This is a genomic window from Cupriavidus sp. PB-02, assembly GCF_058252315.1.
This window is the reverse complement of record NZ_JBXPSX010000003.1, coordinates 942,297-959,588: the sequence shown is the minus strand read 5'-3', so window position 1 is coordinate 959,588 and position 17,292 is coordinate 942,297. Positions and strand designations below refer to the sequence as shown.

The following is a 17,292-nucleotide window of genomic DNA, read 5'->3' as shown; positions in this document are numbered from 1 at the left end:
GATGCGGGACACTAACTCAAAGCACACAGCGATGTCGTAAGGCCAAGGGAAATTACCTGCGTTAGCTAGCGGCTTGGTTCCGTGCGCGAGATCAAAATAAAGCGCCATAGTCCTCCTTATCTCAGCCTTCGACGAATCTACCGCGCCTCTCCAGCGCAAATCCAACGACCGAGATAAAGTCAAATCTGGTGTATGAAGGTTGATCGTGGCCGGTCGTCAGGCGGCGAGTTTCTGCTGAACCGGCGGATTGTCTTGCGCCGGGGCACCGTCCTTGAAGGGGACGCCCTTCAAGAGCAGTTCGATGTGTTCGGCACCTTTGATGCGGCGCCATGTTTTCTCGGCTTCCTCGATCAGCTTGAAGGCCAGGCCAAGGAAAGTCGCTCGTGACACGCAATTGCGCGTGCGCGTCGTGCGGTGACGCACGGTCGCGAAGGTCGACTCAATCGCGTTGGTCGTGCGGATGTGCTGCCAGTGCTCGGCCGGGAAGTCGTAGAAGGTCAGCAGGCTGTCTCGGTCCTTGGTGAGCACGCCGGTGGCCTTGGGGTACTTGGCGCCGTAGATCGTCGCAAAGCGATCGAAGGCAGCATAGGCATCTGCCCTGGTGGCCGCCATCCAAATCGCCTGCAGATCTGCCTTGGCGCGGCCGTGCTGGGACTTGGGCAAGGCGTTCAGGACATTGCCCATCTTGTGGAACCAGCAACGCTGGGCGCGCGTGGCCGGGAACACCTCCTCCAGGGCAGCCCAGAATCCCATGGCGCCATCGCCGACCGCCGCCAGCGGGCCAGCCTGCAGGCCGCGGGATTTCAGGTCCAACAGTACTTCCACCCACGATGCCTTCGATTCCCGATAGCCGTCACCGATCGCCACGCGCTCCTTCCTGCCGTCTGGCGTAACGCCGATGATGACCAGCAGGCATTGCCCGTCCGATCCCTCGCTACGCAGACCCGTGTGGATGCCGTCCACCCACCAATACACATGGCGCGCCGCCGACAGATCACGCTGATTCCAGCTCGCATGCTCGTCTGCCCACTGCGCCTTCAATCGGCTCACCACGTTGGCCGATAGCCCTTTGGCATCCTCACCAAGCAGCACCGACAACGCCTCGCTCATGTCGCCTGTCGATACTCCCTTCAGATACAGCCAGGGCAGCGCTGCACTCACCCGCGGCGACTTCCTCACATACGGCGGCACGATCGCCGAGTTGAACTTCACGCCAGACCCGGACCGATCGCGCACCTTGGGCACCTTCACGGCAATCGGGCCGGCCCCCGTCAGCACCTCGCGCTCCGGGAGGTAGCCATTGCGAACCACGGCGCGCTGCCCGCTCAACGTCTTGACATTACTGAACTGCTCAAGCAGCTCTGCCAGCTCCACTTCAATCGCCTCCTGGATGACCCGCCGAGCCCCGCGCCTGATCAGCTCCTCGAGCCCAAGCCCGATTTCCGATAGACCGACTGCTTCTTTCCCTTTATCCTTGCTCATGGTGGACCTTTCTTGTGCTGGTTTCCGATCTCGACAATCAGATTCTCAGCGGAAAGCTCCACCGCCCTCTACTCCGCGCCTCAAATTCCCCGCCCGTACACCAGTTTCGACTTTAGCTCCAACGACCCTTCCTGGCCGGCTAGTGCCTGACGTATCGCCCGAGAGCGGCCACTGATAGCGGCATGCATGCGACGATCTTGCCGAAAAGGCGCGGCCCTGTCGCTAACGGGTATCAGCGATGTAGCCGCGTTTTTCGACGAAACTGCACTCTTGCTGATCAAGCGGCTGAAATTCCGGCAAGGCCTGCGTTGACGCAAAGTGTCAGATTTAATACGGACTGAGCCGAAGTGACGCTTTTATTGAGCTAGGAGTGGAAGCAACACTGTCACTTAAACCATTATAATTCAACTATGTTTTAGCAGATGATGATGGCACAGGCAGTGCCCCCTCGATAATCTTCAAGGCGTGCTCAAGCGCTTTGCGCGGCGGGCATTTTGGGCACTCATCCAAGGTCGTCGCCATGCTCTGCAATGCGATCTCGCGACACTGTGCTTGCATTTGAACGACGTCAACATTGTGGCAATGACTGAGAGAGGCGAGGCGCTCTAGCTCAAGCTGATCCAGCCATTTTTCCGTACCCCTCGGGTCGGTCTTTTGCATCGCCAGCGCGGGCACCTCTTGCGGAAACCATACCTGGGTGGTGAGTACGTCGTACACGGGGGAGAGCCGCGGGCGCATGACATCGTCATAGACCAAACCAAAGTTTTTTAGATGTGCATCGCCGTTGCGTAGTGCGTCGTTCATCATGACCAGTTTCAGCATGGCCACGAGATCTGTCGCCTGGTCGTCTGGATGTACGAAGAAGCGGATCATCTCAAACAGGTGTTCAATCGATCCGTTATATTTCCCACTACGAAACAAGCCCGACAGCGCACATGCATCTTCGAATCCGCGACGTGATCCGTCAGGGGCGATATCAAATCGGCTCATCGTCAGTGACGTGCGATCCGGGCTTAATTCAATCGCAGGAACGTCTAGTCCCGCTGCCGAGCATGCTTTCAAGCATGCATACTCAACCAAACTCGCGCCAACATAATGGGGCGAGTCGAATTTAACGATGGAGCCGTGCGCGGCGACAGTCCCGGGGCGAGTCTTTTCCGTCTGGAATGTCGACATCTTGGGCATGACGCCGGACACGCCAAACATCTCCGGAGATGTCTTCAGAATTTCGATCAGCCGCTGTGCCGCACCCTCAGTTCTGGCGGCATCCAGAATGTTTTGTTGAAGTGTGGCGTCTGGGTCCAGCGGGCCGCCGAAGGTAGTGCGGCCGATAGTGTGACGACCGACAAGACGGAGCAGCGACATATCGTTATCAACGTCGATATGCTTGGCGAAGCGGGTTCTAATGGCTTCCAGCACGATGCCTTCGGGCAGGGATATCTGAAAGGGTGGGGGCACCCCGTTGAAACCAAGATACTCTTCCGCTGGCGCGCTCGGCGGCATCAGTAACGAGACTGTCATTTGATCCGGGACATCCGGAAGGTAACGGAAATCAATCAGGCCTGTCTCGATGTCTTCACTGAGCAAGCCGACAGGATAGTCCGAAACGAAAACCTCGAGTTCGCTACTCATTGAGATACTTTGTGCAAGAGATTCGTCTGGAGCATTGCCTGGCGCTCCCGCTCCGCTCGCATCATTTCCCTGAGCGTTGGGCGACGCCTTACGTTGCTTTCCGGGTAGGAAACTGGGGCGGTAAAGGACGCCGATCCCACGCGCTGCCGGCTGGGTAATTTCGCCTGGAGCATTGCCTGGCGCTCCCGCTCCGCTCGCATCATTTCCCTGAGCATGGGGCGACGTGGTGGCGTGACGATCGCCGGGTCTGGTTGAGGGTTAAGGTTCACGCCGACCGCAGCCGCCATCAGGAGCAGATTCAATGTCGAGACGCTTTGGCCGCTCTCGATTGCAATGACGGTTGCCCGAGACACGCCCACTTTCTGGGCGATGTCGGATTGCTTGCTACCTTGTCGCTCGCGCGCGGAGCGCAAGGCTTCCCCGATTCTGCGGCGCATTGCGTCCGCTTTATCATGTAGCTCTCGTCGATGGTCCATTTGACCCCCTTAACCGGGTTGGATTCAGCAAATCTGATGTCAACAATAATTGACATTATAGTCCATGTCAATTTTTTTTGACTTCCGAAACTGAGTTCGCAATTCGAGGCAGGGGCGGCCTAGTGTTGACACCGCTTGGGGCAGCGCAGCCGGCAATTCGCTCGCCGGAAACCGGTCGTTGAGCCGGGGCGAACGACACCTCGGCTATTCGAATTGGATGGCGAGGTCGACCGACCGCTTCTGGCCGGCAAGCGACCTCCGCCAGCGGCGGGCTGGTCGGCTTTTCCCGACCCTTTGCTGCCACTCGACCGAGTCTCCATTCAATGGCCGTTTCCGGGACGGGTCGTCAGTTTCGTAGACGGCTTTGTTCGCGCCTCCACAAGCGCCTCGATAGCACGGATTCCAGCATCCATTTTCGCTGCCGCTGAAGTGTTGGCAGAATGAACGACGATGCGCGGAGGCACGAATCCACGAAGCGCGACAGCCTCTTCGACCAGATAATGACGTCATAGCCCGTCCCACGCCGGTCGTCGCCTAGATCGAGTTCGAAAAGACGCAACGAGCTTAGGACGGTGTCCACAGGATTAGCAGCAGCCCAATGTCAGTAGTCCTCGATATGCCTGACAGCTCAGTGAACCAGACGGTCAACCTGCGCTTGCACGCGCGGGCCGATCAGGAGGATGGCGGGAATGACGGTGACGTATCCGATGCCCCAGGAGCGCAGCCACGTCAGGGCGAATTCTTTCGAGAACCCAAGATTGAGAGCGAGAAGGACGAAAGAAGTGATCCCTGTCGTCACGATGCCCATCGAGAGCGCGAAGGCGACTTTCCGTTTCAGTTGCGTGTGCATAACACTTTGCTGGGATTCGGTGAATGGCCGACCAGGGCAGGCATCGAAGAATTAACAGGAGCGGCCGCCTGGCGCCGCGTCGGCCACAGTTCCTTTCCCCCGACGGACGCCTCGCACACGATTCCCCATGGCAGTCAGCCTTGCCTGCCTCGCAGTCGCTTGGCAAACGGGCCTCGGTGCTGCACGGCGGCGCCACCGAGGATCGTGCCATTGCGCGCGATCTCCGTCAGGCGCTCGCCGTCAGACAGCGGTCTGAGATTGGTCACGCACGGCTTTCCAGTGCGCCAGAGACGCTCCCAGTAGCACGATGGAGGCGGCCAGCAGCACCAGGTCCTTCAGCAGAAACTGACCGATCGGTGCGGAGATCGCGGGAAATCCACCGGCCGTCGGCTCCGCCACCCCAGGGGTGGTGAGAAAGAACGTCAGCGTAATCGCGTAGGTCGCGCACGACATTGCCGCACCGAGCACGGATACCCCGCGGTGGAAGGCACCGGCGGCCAGTGTGGCGGCAGTGGCAAGCTCCAGCGCGCCAATGACGCCGCTGGCGCCACGCACGCCGAACGCGCTGTGAAGCCAACTCATGATGGGGCTATGTTCGATAAACGGCGCAATACCCTGCGCTTCGTAGAGGGTGAACTTCATCCCCCCAAACCAAAGGAAGACGACGACCAAAGACCAGCGCAACAAGGCCGTATGGTCATGGATAGCCGCATTGGGCTGCGCCGTGGCGAGGGAAACGATTGGTTTCATGTTTAGCTCCTGAACAGATAGGTGGTGTGCGTCATAGCGGCGCGTGTACGTCACCGCGGCGCCGATGGCGGGTTCGATGAGCCGCGCCTCGGTGGACCCCCGTGGGGGGAACGCGAAGGGGGCGCCCCGCCCCCCGGTGCCACGCCTTACGCGACGGCTGGGAAATCCAGTGTCGTGTCGTTGACGCGATTCACCATGTTCGTGAAGAGGATCGCGCTTACCGCCTGGATCGCCTCGACGATCTGCACGTCGCTGTAGCCGGCCACGCGCACCGCCTCCAGGCTGGCCGCCGGCAACGTGCCGCGGGTGCTGACCACTTCCACCACAAAGCGCGTCAGCGCGTCGATCTTCGCATCGTCCGGATAGCTGCCCCGGCGCAGTTGGCGCGTCTGCGCTTCCGTATAGCCAGCCATCTTGCCCGTCAACGAGTGCGCGGCCACACAGTAGTCACAGCCGCTGTGCTCGCTCACCGAGAGGTTGATCGCTTCCAGTTCGAGGGCGGACAGCGCACCGCCCTTCAGCACCTGGTCGGCTTGCAGGGCTAACGCCAGCGCGGCGGGGGCATTGCTGCCGATGGTGGCATAGGTATTGGGCACCTTGCCGACGGCCTTGCGGATGACGCCGAACAGTTCGGCGGCCTGGCCGGTGGCTTGCGCGACGGGGGTGGTATGCAGGCGGGTGGTCATGATCGATCTCCAGTTCATTCAAGGGTTTAGGGGAATCACCTAGGTTGATGTACGGCGCTTCCTTGGACTTCATGGTAGGTGTGACGACGATCCAGAAGGATTACAATTAGCGCATCTTTTTGCTCGATCGTCTCAGACCATGGACAGCCTTAGTGAACTGGTCCGCCTGCTGGCGCCCTCCGGCACGGTCGACGTGCATTGCCGCGTGGCCGGCGCCTGGTCCGAGCACAATGCGCAGGCCGCGCCCGGCCACGTGCCATACCACGTGATCCTCGACGGCCGTGCGGAGATCCTGGTGGGCAAGGAGGTCTTGCGGGTCTCAGCGGGCGATGTCCTGCTGTTCCCGCATGGGGCCGCGCACACCATCGTCGGCCTCAAGGGCAGCGCCCGGCGCGCAGCGGAGTCGCGCCATTTCAACGGCATGATCACGGAGATCACGGTAGCCGGCGCGGCCACGCCGCTGGATATCCTGTGCGGGACATTTGTGCTCGGCAATTCGGCAAACATCCTGCTGCGCACCCTGCCCGAGGTGCTGTGCGTCACGACAGCCGCGCACGCCGCGGACACCGTCAGCCACGATACCGACTGGCTGCGCGGACTCATCGGCATGATGCATGTGGAGACAGACCGGCCCCAGCCGGGCGGCGCCGCCATCATTGCGGACCTGTCCACCGCGCTCTTCACCATCCTGCTGCGCACGCTGATCGCGCGCGGATCGGTGGCACAGGGACTGCTCGCCCTGATGGCGGATGCCCGTATGGTGAAAGCCGTGGATGCCGTGGTGCGCGCCCCGGAGAAGCCATGGAGCTTGGATCGCCTGGCCGCCATTTGCAACGTCTCGCGCGCGACGCTGGCGCGGCGCTTCGCACAGCTGGGAGGCATCACGCCACTGGAACTGGTCACTACGCTGCGCATGGAGCGCGCCGCGCGGCTGTTGCGGCAGGACGAACTGTCAGCCGCCATGGTGGGCGAGCGATGCGGCTACGCCTCGCAGGCTGCGTTTGGCCGCGTGTTCACGCAGCATTTCGGCGTGGGGCCGGGCGCATACCGGCGCCAGCATCGCGAACAGCGCAGCGAGGCCCCTGATACCCCATAGGCCGGCGGCATGTCCAGGGCTTCCCCAGGCACTCGATCGTCAACGCCGTTCGGCGCAGATGCGTGCCTGCACGCCCCGGTTGTTGCTGCGGAAGCCGTGCGCGCCAGGCGATCGAGTCGGGCCGCTTCGCGTGGATGAATCGGCGAACCCTTGAACGAAAAGCGTAACGGGAGCGGAGATCGCGGAGTGATGACGCTCGCCCTGTTGTTGACGATCCGGACATCGAGGTCGAATGCCTCCAACTGGCCGGCTACTGCCGTTGCGTTCGCGCCAGACTCGCCAGCGAAGGTGAGCCGCTGCGCGCGTGGCCAGGATGCCCGTGACGCCGCGTTGTCAGGGCGCGGCGATAAGACAGAGGATTTTTGTGCGTCCAGCGAAGGCTGGCGTATTCAGCGGGAAAGAAAGCCCGCCGGGGTAAGAGTCAGAGCCCCGTAGCTTGGATGGCAGCGTGCTCGGGAAACCGGGACGCTGAAGCCCATCGACAAAGTCGCCCTTGGGGCGATCGCGAGTCAGTAGGCTGTAACGCAAGTAAACGGAGATGTGGCCTCGATAGCTGCTACCCCGGAGGTCGAGCCTTCAAAAATCGGGCGAAGACAACAGCATACGACGCAACCTGACTGATGCGTCGTATGCCTCCGGCGGGGTGAAACCGACGGCATGCTGACAAGGATACGCTGAGCAACTGAGAAGCCCTCCTCGCCCCGGTGCGAAATCGCCGGAGCAAGGTAGGCCCTATAACCGGCGAACCCGGGAAGTGGGTCGAAGGCGAGAGGGTGGCGGATGGGTCCGTAGTAGCTGTGAAGCCGGGTAACGCCGGTGGAGCGAAGGGGCCCTGCTGTTTGTAATGTCCTCGACAACATGGGAGGCAAGGACGAGATGACAAAAGCGTCCAGCAGTTTGCAGGACCTGAGGCGGGGAATATACGTCAAGGCGAAGGCTGAACCGTCTTGGCGTTTCTGGGGGCTGTACGTCCATGTCTGCAAGATGGAAACGCTGCGCGAAGCGTACGCGCTGGCCAGAAAGAACAACGGGGCTCCGGGTATAGATGGAGTAACGTTTGAGGTCATCGAGACGCAAGGCGTGGAGTCATTCCTTGAGCAGATACAGGGCGAACTGATCGAGCGCACCTACGTACCGCTACGGGCGCGGCGGCAGGAGATACCGAAGGACGGGGGCAAGGTCCGTGTCCTTTCGATTCCTGCTATCCGCGACCGCGTGGTGCAAGGCGCGCTGAAGCTCATCCTGGAACCGATCTTCGAAGCAGACTTCCAACCGGGGTCGTACGGTTATCGTCCGAAGCGCACTGCACAGGAAGCGGTGCATCGGGTGGCGACGGCGATCGTTCAGAAAGACCCGCATATAGATTTGGATCTGCGCGCCTACTTTGACACCGTGCGGCATCATTTGCTGCTGGACAAGGTGGCTCGCCGAGTCAACGACGATGCGGTCATGCGTTTGCTGAAGTTGATGCTGACGTCATCGGGAAAGCAAGGCGTACCACAAGGCGGTGTCATCTCACCCCTGCTCAGCAATATCTACCTCACCGAGGTGGATCGTATGCTAGAGAGGGCGAAGGGAGTAACTCGCAGTGGGAAGTACACGTACGTCGAGTATGCCCGTTTTGCTGACGATCTTGTTGTGCTCATCGATGCCCATCCGCGCCATGCGTGGCTGCTGGGGGCGGTAAGCCGACGGCTTCGGGAAGAGTTTGCCAAGTTACAGGTCGAGGTGAATGACGAGAAGAGTCGCACGGTGGATCTGGACTGCGGTGAAAGCTTTGGCTTTCTTGGCTTCGACTTCCGTCGACGTCGCAATGCGAAGAGAAAAGTGTGGCGAGCGCACTATACGCCAAAGTTGAAGAAGAGGACGGCGTTGCTGCGCAAACTCAAGGAAGTGTTCAGGCGATACCGGTCGCAGCCAGTAGGTCGGGTGGTACAACTGATCAATCCGGTGCTGCGCGGCTGGGTAAATTACTTCGCCATTGGGCACTCCACGGAGTGCTTCAGCTTCATCAAGGACTGGGTGGAAAAGAAGGTCAGGCGCCATCTGATGCGCTCCCGGAAGCGTCGGGGTTTCGGCTGGAAGCGGTGGAGTAAGCGCTGGTTGTATGACGAACTGAAGCTGTTCAACAGCTATCGGATACGTCGTGGCCCGGCGACGAAAGCGGCACCAGCATGATAGGTCCCATAAATCCTGACATGAAGCAAACAGGAGAGCGTAGTGCGGGAAAACCGAAAGCGATGGGGAGACCACCGGAGCCTACCGTGCGCGCGCCAGTTCTCGACCCTACAGTTGCAGTGCTTTGTAATTCTCTTGCATTCTGTACTCTCCCAGGCGCGACCGCAGCGGCTTTGACCCCCGCAGTTACAACCAGTCGCCCCGAGCGCGCGCAGGCCCTGCAGAACGTGAGACCGACGTTGGCTGGGGACGCGATAGGGCACGATAATGTTGTGCTTATTAACCTGAGTCGAAGCCACAAGCTGGGGGCCACGCCCGAAAAAAGGGCGCGTTACTTGGTGCAAGCACCTAGAAACGGGTGAGGCGTCTATTTCGGCACGGCCCGCACAAGGCCGTGGCCGTCGCCAGTAGCCTCTGGCGGCATGATAAAAAAAAGATAGGCGCGAGGATTGAGGGCTACGATCGCACATTCGAGCCGCGCGGCCAGTTCAGCATCAGGCGACTGGGCGGGGGGGCCAGGCAGCAAGAAATCCCGATTAGGGCACGGCGCTCCCACACGAGCCGACCGTCGTCGCCCCCCATGTCACCCCGGTATTCCGGTGAATCCGCCGAGCCAAAGGAGGCCGTTAGCCCGCCGGCGCGGACAGCCCCCGTACCTGAGAAGCCGGAAATCAATAGCTGGACTCTGGATGCCCTCAAGCTAAAAGAGTGGAAGCGATTTGAGCTGCTTTGTGTTGGGTACTACGAGGCGATGGGGTTCGTGGTCAAGACCGTCCCCCATGGGCCTTATTGGTCGCAGGCCGACCGGTTCAAAGCCCAAGTCACGGCGCTCGGCTCGCTACCGCCGAGCAGGCGCATCGGAAATCCGTCAACGACCTGGACACCGTCCAGGCGGAGCTGACCGCGGCGCAGCGCCCGGCCGAGCGCGCCGAGGCCGAAGCGGCGCTGGTGCGCCAGCTGCTGGCAGAATTGCGAGTGGGGCCACCTGAGCGAAATGGTGGTGGCGGGCGACGGCGCAAGGCCGACGGCCCGGGGCCGACCGAGAAGGAGACTGCGCCAAAGCGGGGGCTGACGGCCGGACCACTGCCGAGAGGCCAATGAGGCACCTACAATGCCTGCATGGCTTCCGATCCTGGGACGAGCAGCCACGTGCTCGTTGTAGGGAGTCTTGAGTTCGGACAATGCCTGATCAGTCCGGCAGTTCACGCGGCTTGCGTGACGCTGGCGGGCCGTCCAATTTTGGAAGCATGCGTTGATGATTTTTGGCTTGCTTCGTCGCGCTGCGTTGGTAAGAAGCCTCCCTGCAGGAATGCGAGGGCGATGCACCCTGCGCGGCCCGGCCAGGCAACGCCAGGCGCTCGAGCAGGACGCGCGACTTGGACCGCAGGCAAAAGAAAGCCCGCTTCAAGGGCGGGCAGGAATCCCTTCGGAGCAAGGGAGGAGACGGACGCAGTATAAACCCTTATGAAAACTCTTGCAGATTGCCACGCAGATGGCCGGGGTCCTGGCACGCGGCAACTCGGCAGATGAGTCGGTAATTTCACGATCGCGAAATTATGCACTGGCGGCGACTACGGAAGGTGCTATGAATTGGGCCGCAAAGTAAGCGAGTTGCAAGCCGTTGGGTCTCGTTCGATGCCAAGAACTTCGCTGCGTCGCTGAAGTGGCGAGTTCCGTGATGGCAGCAAGCCGGAGCCGCCTCCTACGGCATGCCCCCGATGACCCGCGTCACGCATCGGATGTGGGTTAGGGGCGACCCCGCAGACGGAAAGGGCTCTCGGCCGCCGTCCGATCGGCTTTTCCCTTCGCTGACGCTCTGCCTCTCGAGCGGGAACGACAGCCGATCCCTTCCCAAAATCAAAGAGGCGCTCCCAGCCATTCTTCATGAGCCCAAGAAGGGGTTACGCCAACATTTGCATAACCCCAATTCTTGTCCAATATTCCTTCCGACGACTAAATGCCGCCATTAGCAGATGTTCAATTTGTCGCCGAGCGCGACATTACACTCAGCACGGCCAGGCTCATGGCGCCTGCCCCGGTCTTGATTGACGGCTCCGGCACCGGTGCAAAGAACGGGGAATGGTTGGCGGGCAAGGTCTTTGCGCCGGGCTTGCGCGAGTCCAGGTAGCGCTGCTTGTCGTAGACCCCGACCGTGAAGTACAGGGACGGCACGCCGACGTTGACGAACTCCGAATAGTCCTCGCTGGCGGTGACAGGCGGCACGCGCGTAACGCCCTCACCGTAGGCGCTGCGCAGCACTGACTCCGTGCTTGCCAGCAGCTTGGCGTCATTCATGACGGCAGCGCCGCCCGCATCGATGCGGACATCAGGTTCGGGCGCGCCAGACATCGTCGCAGCCGCGAGGGCGGTGCGCTTGACGCCGGTCAGCATCTTCTCGCGGACATCCGGCATATAGGACCGGATGGTGCCACGCAGGACCACGTCGTCCGGAATGATGTTCCCGGCGGTGCCACCCTGGATCGCCCCAATCGAGACCACGCCGAATTCCTGCGGATTCTTCTCGCGGCTGACAACGCTCTGCACGTCGACCACGAAGCGCGAGGCCATCATGATCGGGTCAATCGTCTTGTCCGGTCCCGAACCATGTCCCCCGCGGCCCTTGAAGCGGATCTCCAGCGCGTCGGAGTTGGACGTGGCGGCGCCGGGGCTGAGGCCGATGAAGCCCACCGGCTCGGGCACGGCATGCAGCGCGAAGGCATAGTCCGGCTTGCCGAAGCGTTCGAAGATCTTGTCCTTGATCATCGCCACCGCGCCGCCGCCATGTTCCTCGGCCGGCTGTGCCACGAACATCAGCGTACCGTGCCAGCGGTCCTTCAACGACACCAGCGTGCGTGCGGCGCCTACCCAGGTGGTCATATGCAGGTCGTGGCCGCAACTGTGTGCCACTGGCGTGGGCTTGCCTCGCCAGTCGACCGTGACCTTGCTGGCATAGGGAAGGCCGGTTTTTTCCTCCATTGGCAGCGCGTCGAGTTCGGTGCGCACCATGACCGCCGGACCCTTGCCGTTTCGGTAGATCGCGACCACGCCAGTCTTGCCGACGCCCTCAGTCACCTCGAAGCCGAGCTTGCGCATCTCGCGCGCGAGCGTGGCGGCGGTGCGGGTTTCCTGGAAGCTCAGTTCAGGATGGGCGTGGATATCCTTGTAGAGGGCGTCCAGGGACGGGTAGGACGCATCTAGTTGCTGCTCGACGTGACGGCATTGGCGTCAGGCTGGGGCTGGGCTTGCGCGCCGGTGGCGCAAGCGGCCACGAGCGCAAGACAGGCCAGTTGTGTGGCGCGGGGGCGGGGGTTCATGCGGGGTATCTCCTCGTTTATGAATATGCAGCGAAGGTTCAGGCTATTTGACTGCGGGAGCGGAGATCGTGGCACCCGTGCGAATTTCGCTAGTCAGATTGCGCATGGCTTGCCGGATCGCCCGTTCAGACACCGATGTAGCGTTCCGATAGCGAACGATCGGCCGCCAGCAAGGCGGATGGTCCGGTCCAGACCACTTTGCCGCGCTCGATGATGGTGTGGCGGTCCGCCAGTTTCACAAGGCGATCGACATACTTGTCGATGACCAGGATGGCCTGCCCCTGGTCCCGCAATGCGGCCAGGCTGCGCCAGATTTCCTCGCGGACCAGGGGTGCCAGGCCTTCGGTGGCCTCATCAAGGATCAGCAGATGAGGGTTGGTCATCAGGGCGCGGCCTATGGCAAGCATCTGCTGCTCACCACCGGAGAGCTGATTGCCCATGTTGCGGCCCCGCTCCCTGAGGCGCGGGAACATGGCGTACACCCGATCGAGCGTCCATGGCTCCCGGCTGCCGCTCCGGTTGGTGCCGAATGCCAGCAAGTTTTCCTGCACCGACAGGTTCGGGAAGATTCTCCTGCCCTCCGGCACCACCGCCAGGCCCATGCGTGCAACCTTGTCCGGTGCGAGCTGATCGATGCGATGGCCAAGAAAGTGGACCCTTCCGGCGCGGGCCGGAGTCAGCCCGAGCACGCTGCGAACCGTCGTCGTCTTGCCCATGCCGTTGCGGCCAAGCAAGGTTGCCACTTCGCGTGGGCGAATGGACAAATCGATGCCAAAGAGTACCTGGCTGCTCCCGTAAGCTGTCTCCAGCTGTTCGACCTCAAGCAACATGCTCATGCTGCGCGCTCCTCCCATTCGTCACCGAGGTAAGCCTTGCGGACTTCAGGATGTGTCTTGATCTCGTCTGGTGTTCCGCTGGCGATCACCTTGCCGAAGACAAGGGTCGAGATCCGATCCGCAATCCGGAAGACCGCATCCATGTCGTGTTCGACAAGCAACAGCGTGGTCATGCCCCGTAGCCCGAGCAGCAGGTCCACCATGCGCTCGGATTCGTCCGGGCCCATGCCCGCCATCGGCTCGTCGAGCAACAGCAGCTTTGGCCGCAGCGCCAGCGCAAGCCCGACTTCGAGCTGGCGCTGTTCGCCGTGCGAGAGCTCGCCGGCGGCACACCGCAATTTTTTCCCCAGGCCAACGCGCTCGGCGACCGCTGCGGCATCTTCCATGCGCGCGCGGTCCTGCGTGGCCGGTTTCCACATGCCAAGCGATCGTCCTTCGCGGCCTTGCACGGCAATGGCGAGGTTCTCGTGCACGGACAGGCGTTTGAAGATGCTGGTGATCTGGTACGAGCGGACCAGCCCACGTCTTGCGCGCCGGTGCATGGGCAGGCCTGTCACGTTCTCGCCGTTGAACAGGATCCGCCCCTCGGTTGGCGCCAGTGCGCCGGAGAGCTGGTGGATCAGCGTCGTCTTGCCCGCGCCATTCGGGCCGATCAGGGCATGAAGTTCGCCCTCGCGGACGTCCAGGCAGGCGCTGTCGGTCGCCACCAGCCCACCGAACCGCTTGACCAGGCGGTCGATCTGGAGCAGCACGTTCATGGACGCTCCTTGTTGCCGAACAGGCTCAGGATTCCGTTGGGTGCCGACAGCACGACGGCCAGCAGCAGCGCGCCCAGGGCAAGCTGCCAATGCTCGGTGTAGCCGGATAGCAGCTCTTCCAGCACCAGGTAGACGGCCGCGCCGACGACGCCACCGTAGACGCGCCCCACGCCGCCGAGAATGACCATCACCATCAGGATGCCCGACTGGGTCCAATGCATCAGCGAGGGGCTGACGAAGCCACTCTGGTTGGCCAGCAGCGCACCCGCGAGCCCCGCAATGGCGCCGGCCAGGGTGAAGGCCATTAGCTTGTGGCGGAAGACGTTGATCCCCAGCGCGTCGCAGCGTGTCTCGTTCTCCCGGATGGCCTGCAGGATGTGTCCAAACTCGGCGTTGGCCAGCCGCTGGATCAGCAGCACCACGGCAAGAAAAAGCGCCAGTACCACGTAGAAGAAGCTCTGGTCGTCCTGGAGGTTGAGCAGGGCGCCGAAGTCCGATCGCCCATCCAGGGGCAGGCCGTCTTCGCCGCCCCATGCCTTCAGCGAAATCACGAGGTAGTACAGCATCTGGGCGAAGGCCAGCGTGATCATGATGAAGTAGACCCCCTGGGTTCTGAGGCTGATCGCCCCGATCAACAGCGCCACCAGGGCGCTCAAGACCATAGCCGCGGGCCAGGCCAGCCACGCCGAGGTGATGCCATTGGCCATCAGCGAAGCGACCAGGTAAGCGCCGATACCGACGAACGCGGCATGGCCAAAACTCACCATGCCACCGAAGCCGAGGATCAGGTTCAAGCTCGTGGCAACCATTGCATAGATGAGAATCCTCGACAGCACGCTAACGTAATACTCGGCGCCGAAATGGCCGGAAATGAGCGGAAAGCACAAGAGCAGCAAGAGCAGCGGCATGCTCCAGCCCGGCTGGAGCGAATGGCTGAGCATGTGCTGCGGCGCGGCCAGTCTCCTGGCGCCTGCGCGAGGGGGTGAAGGGGGATTGGAGATCATTTGAAGCGTCCTGTGTATGAGCCGGGCCATTAGCCGACGGCCGGGAATAGGCCCCTCGGCTTCCAGAACAGGACAGCCGCCATCAACACGTAGATGAGAATGGAAGCGGCTGCGGGTCCCGCGCTGGCGGCCAGGGAGGGGCCGAGCAGGCCACTGAACAGTGATGGGATCAGGGCACGCCCGAGCGTGTCGATCATGCCTACCAGCAATGCGCCGACCAGCGCGCCGCGGATCGAGCCGATGCCGCCGATGACGATGACCACGAATGCCAGGATCAGGATGCTTTCACCCATCCCCACCTGCACGGCTAGCAGCGGCCCCAGCAGTCCCCCGGCCAGCGCGCACAGCGCGGCGCCGCACGCAAACAGCCCTGTGAACAGCCACGACACGCGGGTCCCCATCGCCGTCGCCATTTCCCGGTCCGAGGCGCCGGCCCTGACCTTCATGCCGATGCGGGTCCTGGCAACGAGCAGGTAAAGCGCCAGCGCCACCGCGCATCCGACCGCCACGATCAGCAAGCGGTATGCGGGATAGTAGAAGCCGGGAACGATCTCGATCGGGCCGGCGAGGGCAGCGGGCGGGCTGAAGCTGACGGGTTGCGGACCCCAGATCATCCGGACCGCCTCGTTCGCCATCAGGATGATGGCGAACGTTCCCAGCACCTGGGACAAGTGGTCTCGCTTGTAGAGGCGTCGCAGCACGGTGAACTCCAGTGCGACGCCGACACAGGCCGTAACCAGGATGCCTGACGCAAGCCCTAGCCAGAATGACCCGAGATACTCGGTCAGGGTGGCCACGCAATAGGCGCCGATCATGTAGAGCGAGCCATGCGAGAGGTTGATCATGTCCATGATGCCGAACACCAGCGTCAGCCCGGCGGCCAACAGGAACAGCATCAGGCCAAACTGCAGGCCATTCAGGGCCTGCTCGAACAGGAGCGCGCTCATTGCATCTTGCATTCGGAAACGAAGGCATCGGCATGGGCGGCCAGCGTCTTGCCCACCAGGCGGTTCGCGAGCTTGCCGTCCGGACCGCGCTGCACCTGCCGCATGTAGATATCCTGCACGGGGTACTGGTTGGTGTTGAACCTGAAGTTCCCCCGCACCGAAGCAAACTCCGCGCTCTTCAGGGCTTTGCGGAAGGCGGCTTCGTCCTCCAGCTTGCCTCCGACCTTGCGTACCGCGCTGTCGATCAGCATCGCCGCGTCATAGGCCTGGGCGGCGTACATCGTCGGCATCCGACCGTAGGCCTTCTCGAATCCCGCCACGAAACGCTTGTTGGCAGCATTGTCGAGGTCCGCTGCCCACTGCGAGGCGTTGTACAGGCCAGCCATCGGATCCCCGACGGCGCGGATGGTGTCCTCGTCGCCCGAGAAGCCGGGCGCCAGCACGGCCATCTGCTTGTCCAGGCCCGCCGCGCTGAGCTGCTTGATGAAGTTCACGCCCATGCCGCCCGGGAGAAAGAAGAAGACGGCATCCGGCTTGACCGCGCGGAGCTGGGCCAGCTCCGGGGCGAAATCGATCTGGCCCAGCTTGCTGTACGTCTCGTCTGCGATGGTGCCCTTGTATAGCCGCTTGAAGCCATCCAGCGATTCGCGTCCGCCCGGATAGTTCGGCGCGATCAGCGCAACACGCTTATAGCCCTTCTCGGTGGCAAATTTCCCCATGGCAGCAGGAATGTCTTCGTTCTGCCAGGCGACGGCGAAGAAGCGGGGATCGCACTTCGCCCCGGCATATTCCCGCGGGCCGGTGTTGATGGAAAGGTAGACCGTATCGCTGCGCAGAATCTCGGGTAGCACCGGCAACAGGACGTTGGAGAACACGACGCCGGTAATGAGATTCACCTTGTCGCGCTTGATGAAGCGGTCGATGGCTTTTCGGGCAGCCTGGGGATCCTGCTGGTCGTCGACCACTTCCATGCTCACCGGCAGACCGCCGAGCTTGCCGCCGGCGTGTTGCACGGCCAGCTTGAAACCGTCTCGCACTTCATTTCCGAGGGCGCTGCCTTGGCCGGAAAGGGTGGTCAACAGTCCGATCTTTACGGATTCGGTGGCACTTGCGTGGGGGATCGCCAGGCTGGCGATCAGCGCCGCAGCTGCGAGGGCTGCGCGCTTGCTTAGGGTGGGGGCGGCTTGTCTCATGTCTCGGTCCAGTGAGAGGGACTTCTGTCAGCCGGCCAGAGGCAGCCGGTCTCGTGCAGATTCTGCGCAAACCACTGCCGGGGGACTATC

Annotated in this window: 14 protein-coding genes and 2 pseudogenes; 2 read left to right on the top strand and 14 right to left on the bottom strand. The window is 62.1% G+C overall.

Features of this window, described 5'->3' with window-relative positions:
* Positions 1–216: 216 nt before the first annotated feature.
* The 8 genes and pseudogenes from AC10V3_RS38935 to AC10V3_RS38900 form a co-directional block, all read right to left on the bottom strand.
* On the bottom strand, positions 217–1,482 hold the full coding sequence (locus AC10V3_RS38935; protein WP_022540107.1) for an IS256 family transposase: 1,266 nt from the start codon (positions 1,480–1,482) through the stop codon (positions 217–219).
* A gap of 408 nt (positions 1,483–1,890) precedes the next feature.
* Complete coding sequence (locus tag AC10V3_RS38930; protein ID WP_253932867.1) at positions 1,891–3,114, bottom strand: type II toxin-antitoxin system HipA family toxin; 1,224 nt, start codon at positions 3,112–3,114, stop codon at positions 1,891–1,893.
* Positions 3,111–3,551 (bottom strand): helix-turn-helix transcriptional regulator, encoded by a 441-nt coding sequence (locus tag AC10V3_RS38925; protein WP_490924369.1) that lies wholly within the window; start codon positions 3,549–3,551, stop codon positions 3,111–3,113. The genes AC10V3_RS38930 and AC10V3_RS38925 overlap by 4 nt, the downstream gene beginning before the upstream one ends.
* Positions 3,552–3,910: 359 nt before the next feature.
* A pseudogene (locus AC10V3_RS38920) lies at positions 3,911–4,170 on the bottom strand (cyclic-phosphate processing receiver domain-containing protein).
* A 48-nt stretch (positions 4,171–4,218) separates the two neighbouring features.
* Positions 4,219–4,440 (bottom strand): DUF2798 domain-containing protein, encoded by a 222-nt coding sequence (locus tag AC10V3_RS38915; protein WP_490924368.1) that lies wholly within the window; start codon positions 4,438–4,440, stop codon positions 4,219–4,221.
* A gap of 134 nt (positions 4,441–4,574) precedes the next feature.
* Positions 4,575–4,706, bottom strand: coding sequence for a hypothetical protein (locus AC10V3_RS38910; protein WP_490924367.1), 132 nt, complete (start codon positions 4,704–4,706; stop codon positions 4,575–4,577).
* Positions 4,681–5,190: a YkgB family protein gene (locus AC10V3_RS38905; protein WP_490924366.1), complete on the bottom strand. Its 510-nt coding sequence runs from the start codon at positions 5,188–5,190 to the stop codon at positions 4,681–4,683. Before AC10V3_RS38905 ends, AC10V3_RS38910 begins: the two co-directional genes overlap by 26 nt.
* Before the next feature lie 146 nt (positions 5,191–5,336).
* A complete protein-coding gene (locus tag AC10V3_RS38900; RefSeq protein ID WP_455289463.1) occupies positions 5,337–5,876 on the bottom strand; it encodes a carboxymuconolactone decarboxylase family protein in 540 nt (179 codons plus the stop codon).
* 139 nt (positions 5,877–6,015) lie between these two features.
* Between AC10V3_RS38900 and AC10V3_RS38895 the strand changes: the two genes are divergently transcribed.
* A complete protein-coding gene (locus tag AC10V3_RS38895; protein WP_490924365.1) occupies positions 6,016–6,972 on the top strand; it encodes an AraC family transcriptional regulator in 957 nt (318 codons plus the stop codon).
* 876 nt (positions 6,973–7,848) lie between these two features.
* Positions 7,849–9,150: a group II intron reverse transcriptase/maturase gene (ltrA, locus tag AC10V3_RS38890; RefSeq protein ID WP_490924364.1), complete on the top strand. Its 1,302-nt coding sequence runs from the start codon at positions 7,849–7,851 to the stop codon at positions 9,148–9,150.
* A 1,977-nt stretch (positions 9,151–11,127) separates the two neighbouring features.
* On the opposite strand, the pseudogene AC10V3_RS38885 reads toward ltrA, so the two are convergent.
* The 6 genes and pseudogenes from AC10V3_RS38885 to AC10V3_RS38860 all read right to left on the bottom strand — a co-directional run.
* Positions 11,128–12,360 (bottom strand): annotated as a pseudogene (locus AC10V3_RS38885) (amidohydrolase); the annotation flags it as partial.
* A 229-nt stretch (positions 12,361–12,589) separates the two neighbouring features.
* The gene (locus AC10V3_RS38880) at positions 12,590–13,300 is read right to left on the bottom strand and encodes an ABC transporter ATP-binding protein (protein WP_490924363.1); all 711 of its coding nucleotides are present in this window, start codon (positions 13,298–13,300) and stop codon (positions 12,590–12,592) included.
* Complete coding sequence (locus tag AC10V3_RS38875; RefSeq protein ID WP_490924362.1) at positions 13,297–14,058, bottom strand: ABC transporter ATP-binding protein; 762 nt, start codon at positions 14,056–14,058, stop codon at positions 13,297–13,299. The genes AC10V3_RS38880 and AC10V3_RS38875 overlap by 4 nt, the downstream gene beginning before the upstream one ends.
* Positions 14,055–14,999 (bottom strand): branched-chain amino acid ABC transporter permease, encoded by a 945-nt coding sequence (locus AC10V3_RS38870; RefSeq protein WP_490924361.1) that lies wholly within the window; start codon positions 14,997–14,999, stop codon positions 14,055–14,057. Before AC10V3_RS38870 ends, AC10V3_RS38875 begins: the two co-directional genes overlap by 4 nt.
* A gap of 92 nt (positions 15,000–15,091) precedes the next feature.
* The gene (locus AC10V3_RS38865) at positions 15,092–16,009 is read right to left on the bottom strand and encodes a branched-chain amino acid ABC transporter permease (protein ID WP_490924360.1); all 918 of its coding nucleotides are present in this window, start codon (positions 16,007–16,009) and stop codon (positions 15,092–15,094) included.
* Positions 16,006–17,202 carry an ABC transporter substrate-binding protein gene (locus AC10V3_RS38860; RefSeq protein WP_490924359.1) on the bottom strand — a complete coding sequence of 399 codons (1,197 nt, stop codon included), beginning with the start codon at positions 17,200–17,202 and terminating at the stop codon, positions 16,006–16,008. The genes AC10V3_RS38865 and AC10V3_RS38860 overlap by 4 nt, the downstream gene beginning before the upstream one ends.
* Between the last annotated feature and the right edge of the window lie 90 nt (positions 17,203–17,292).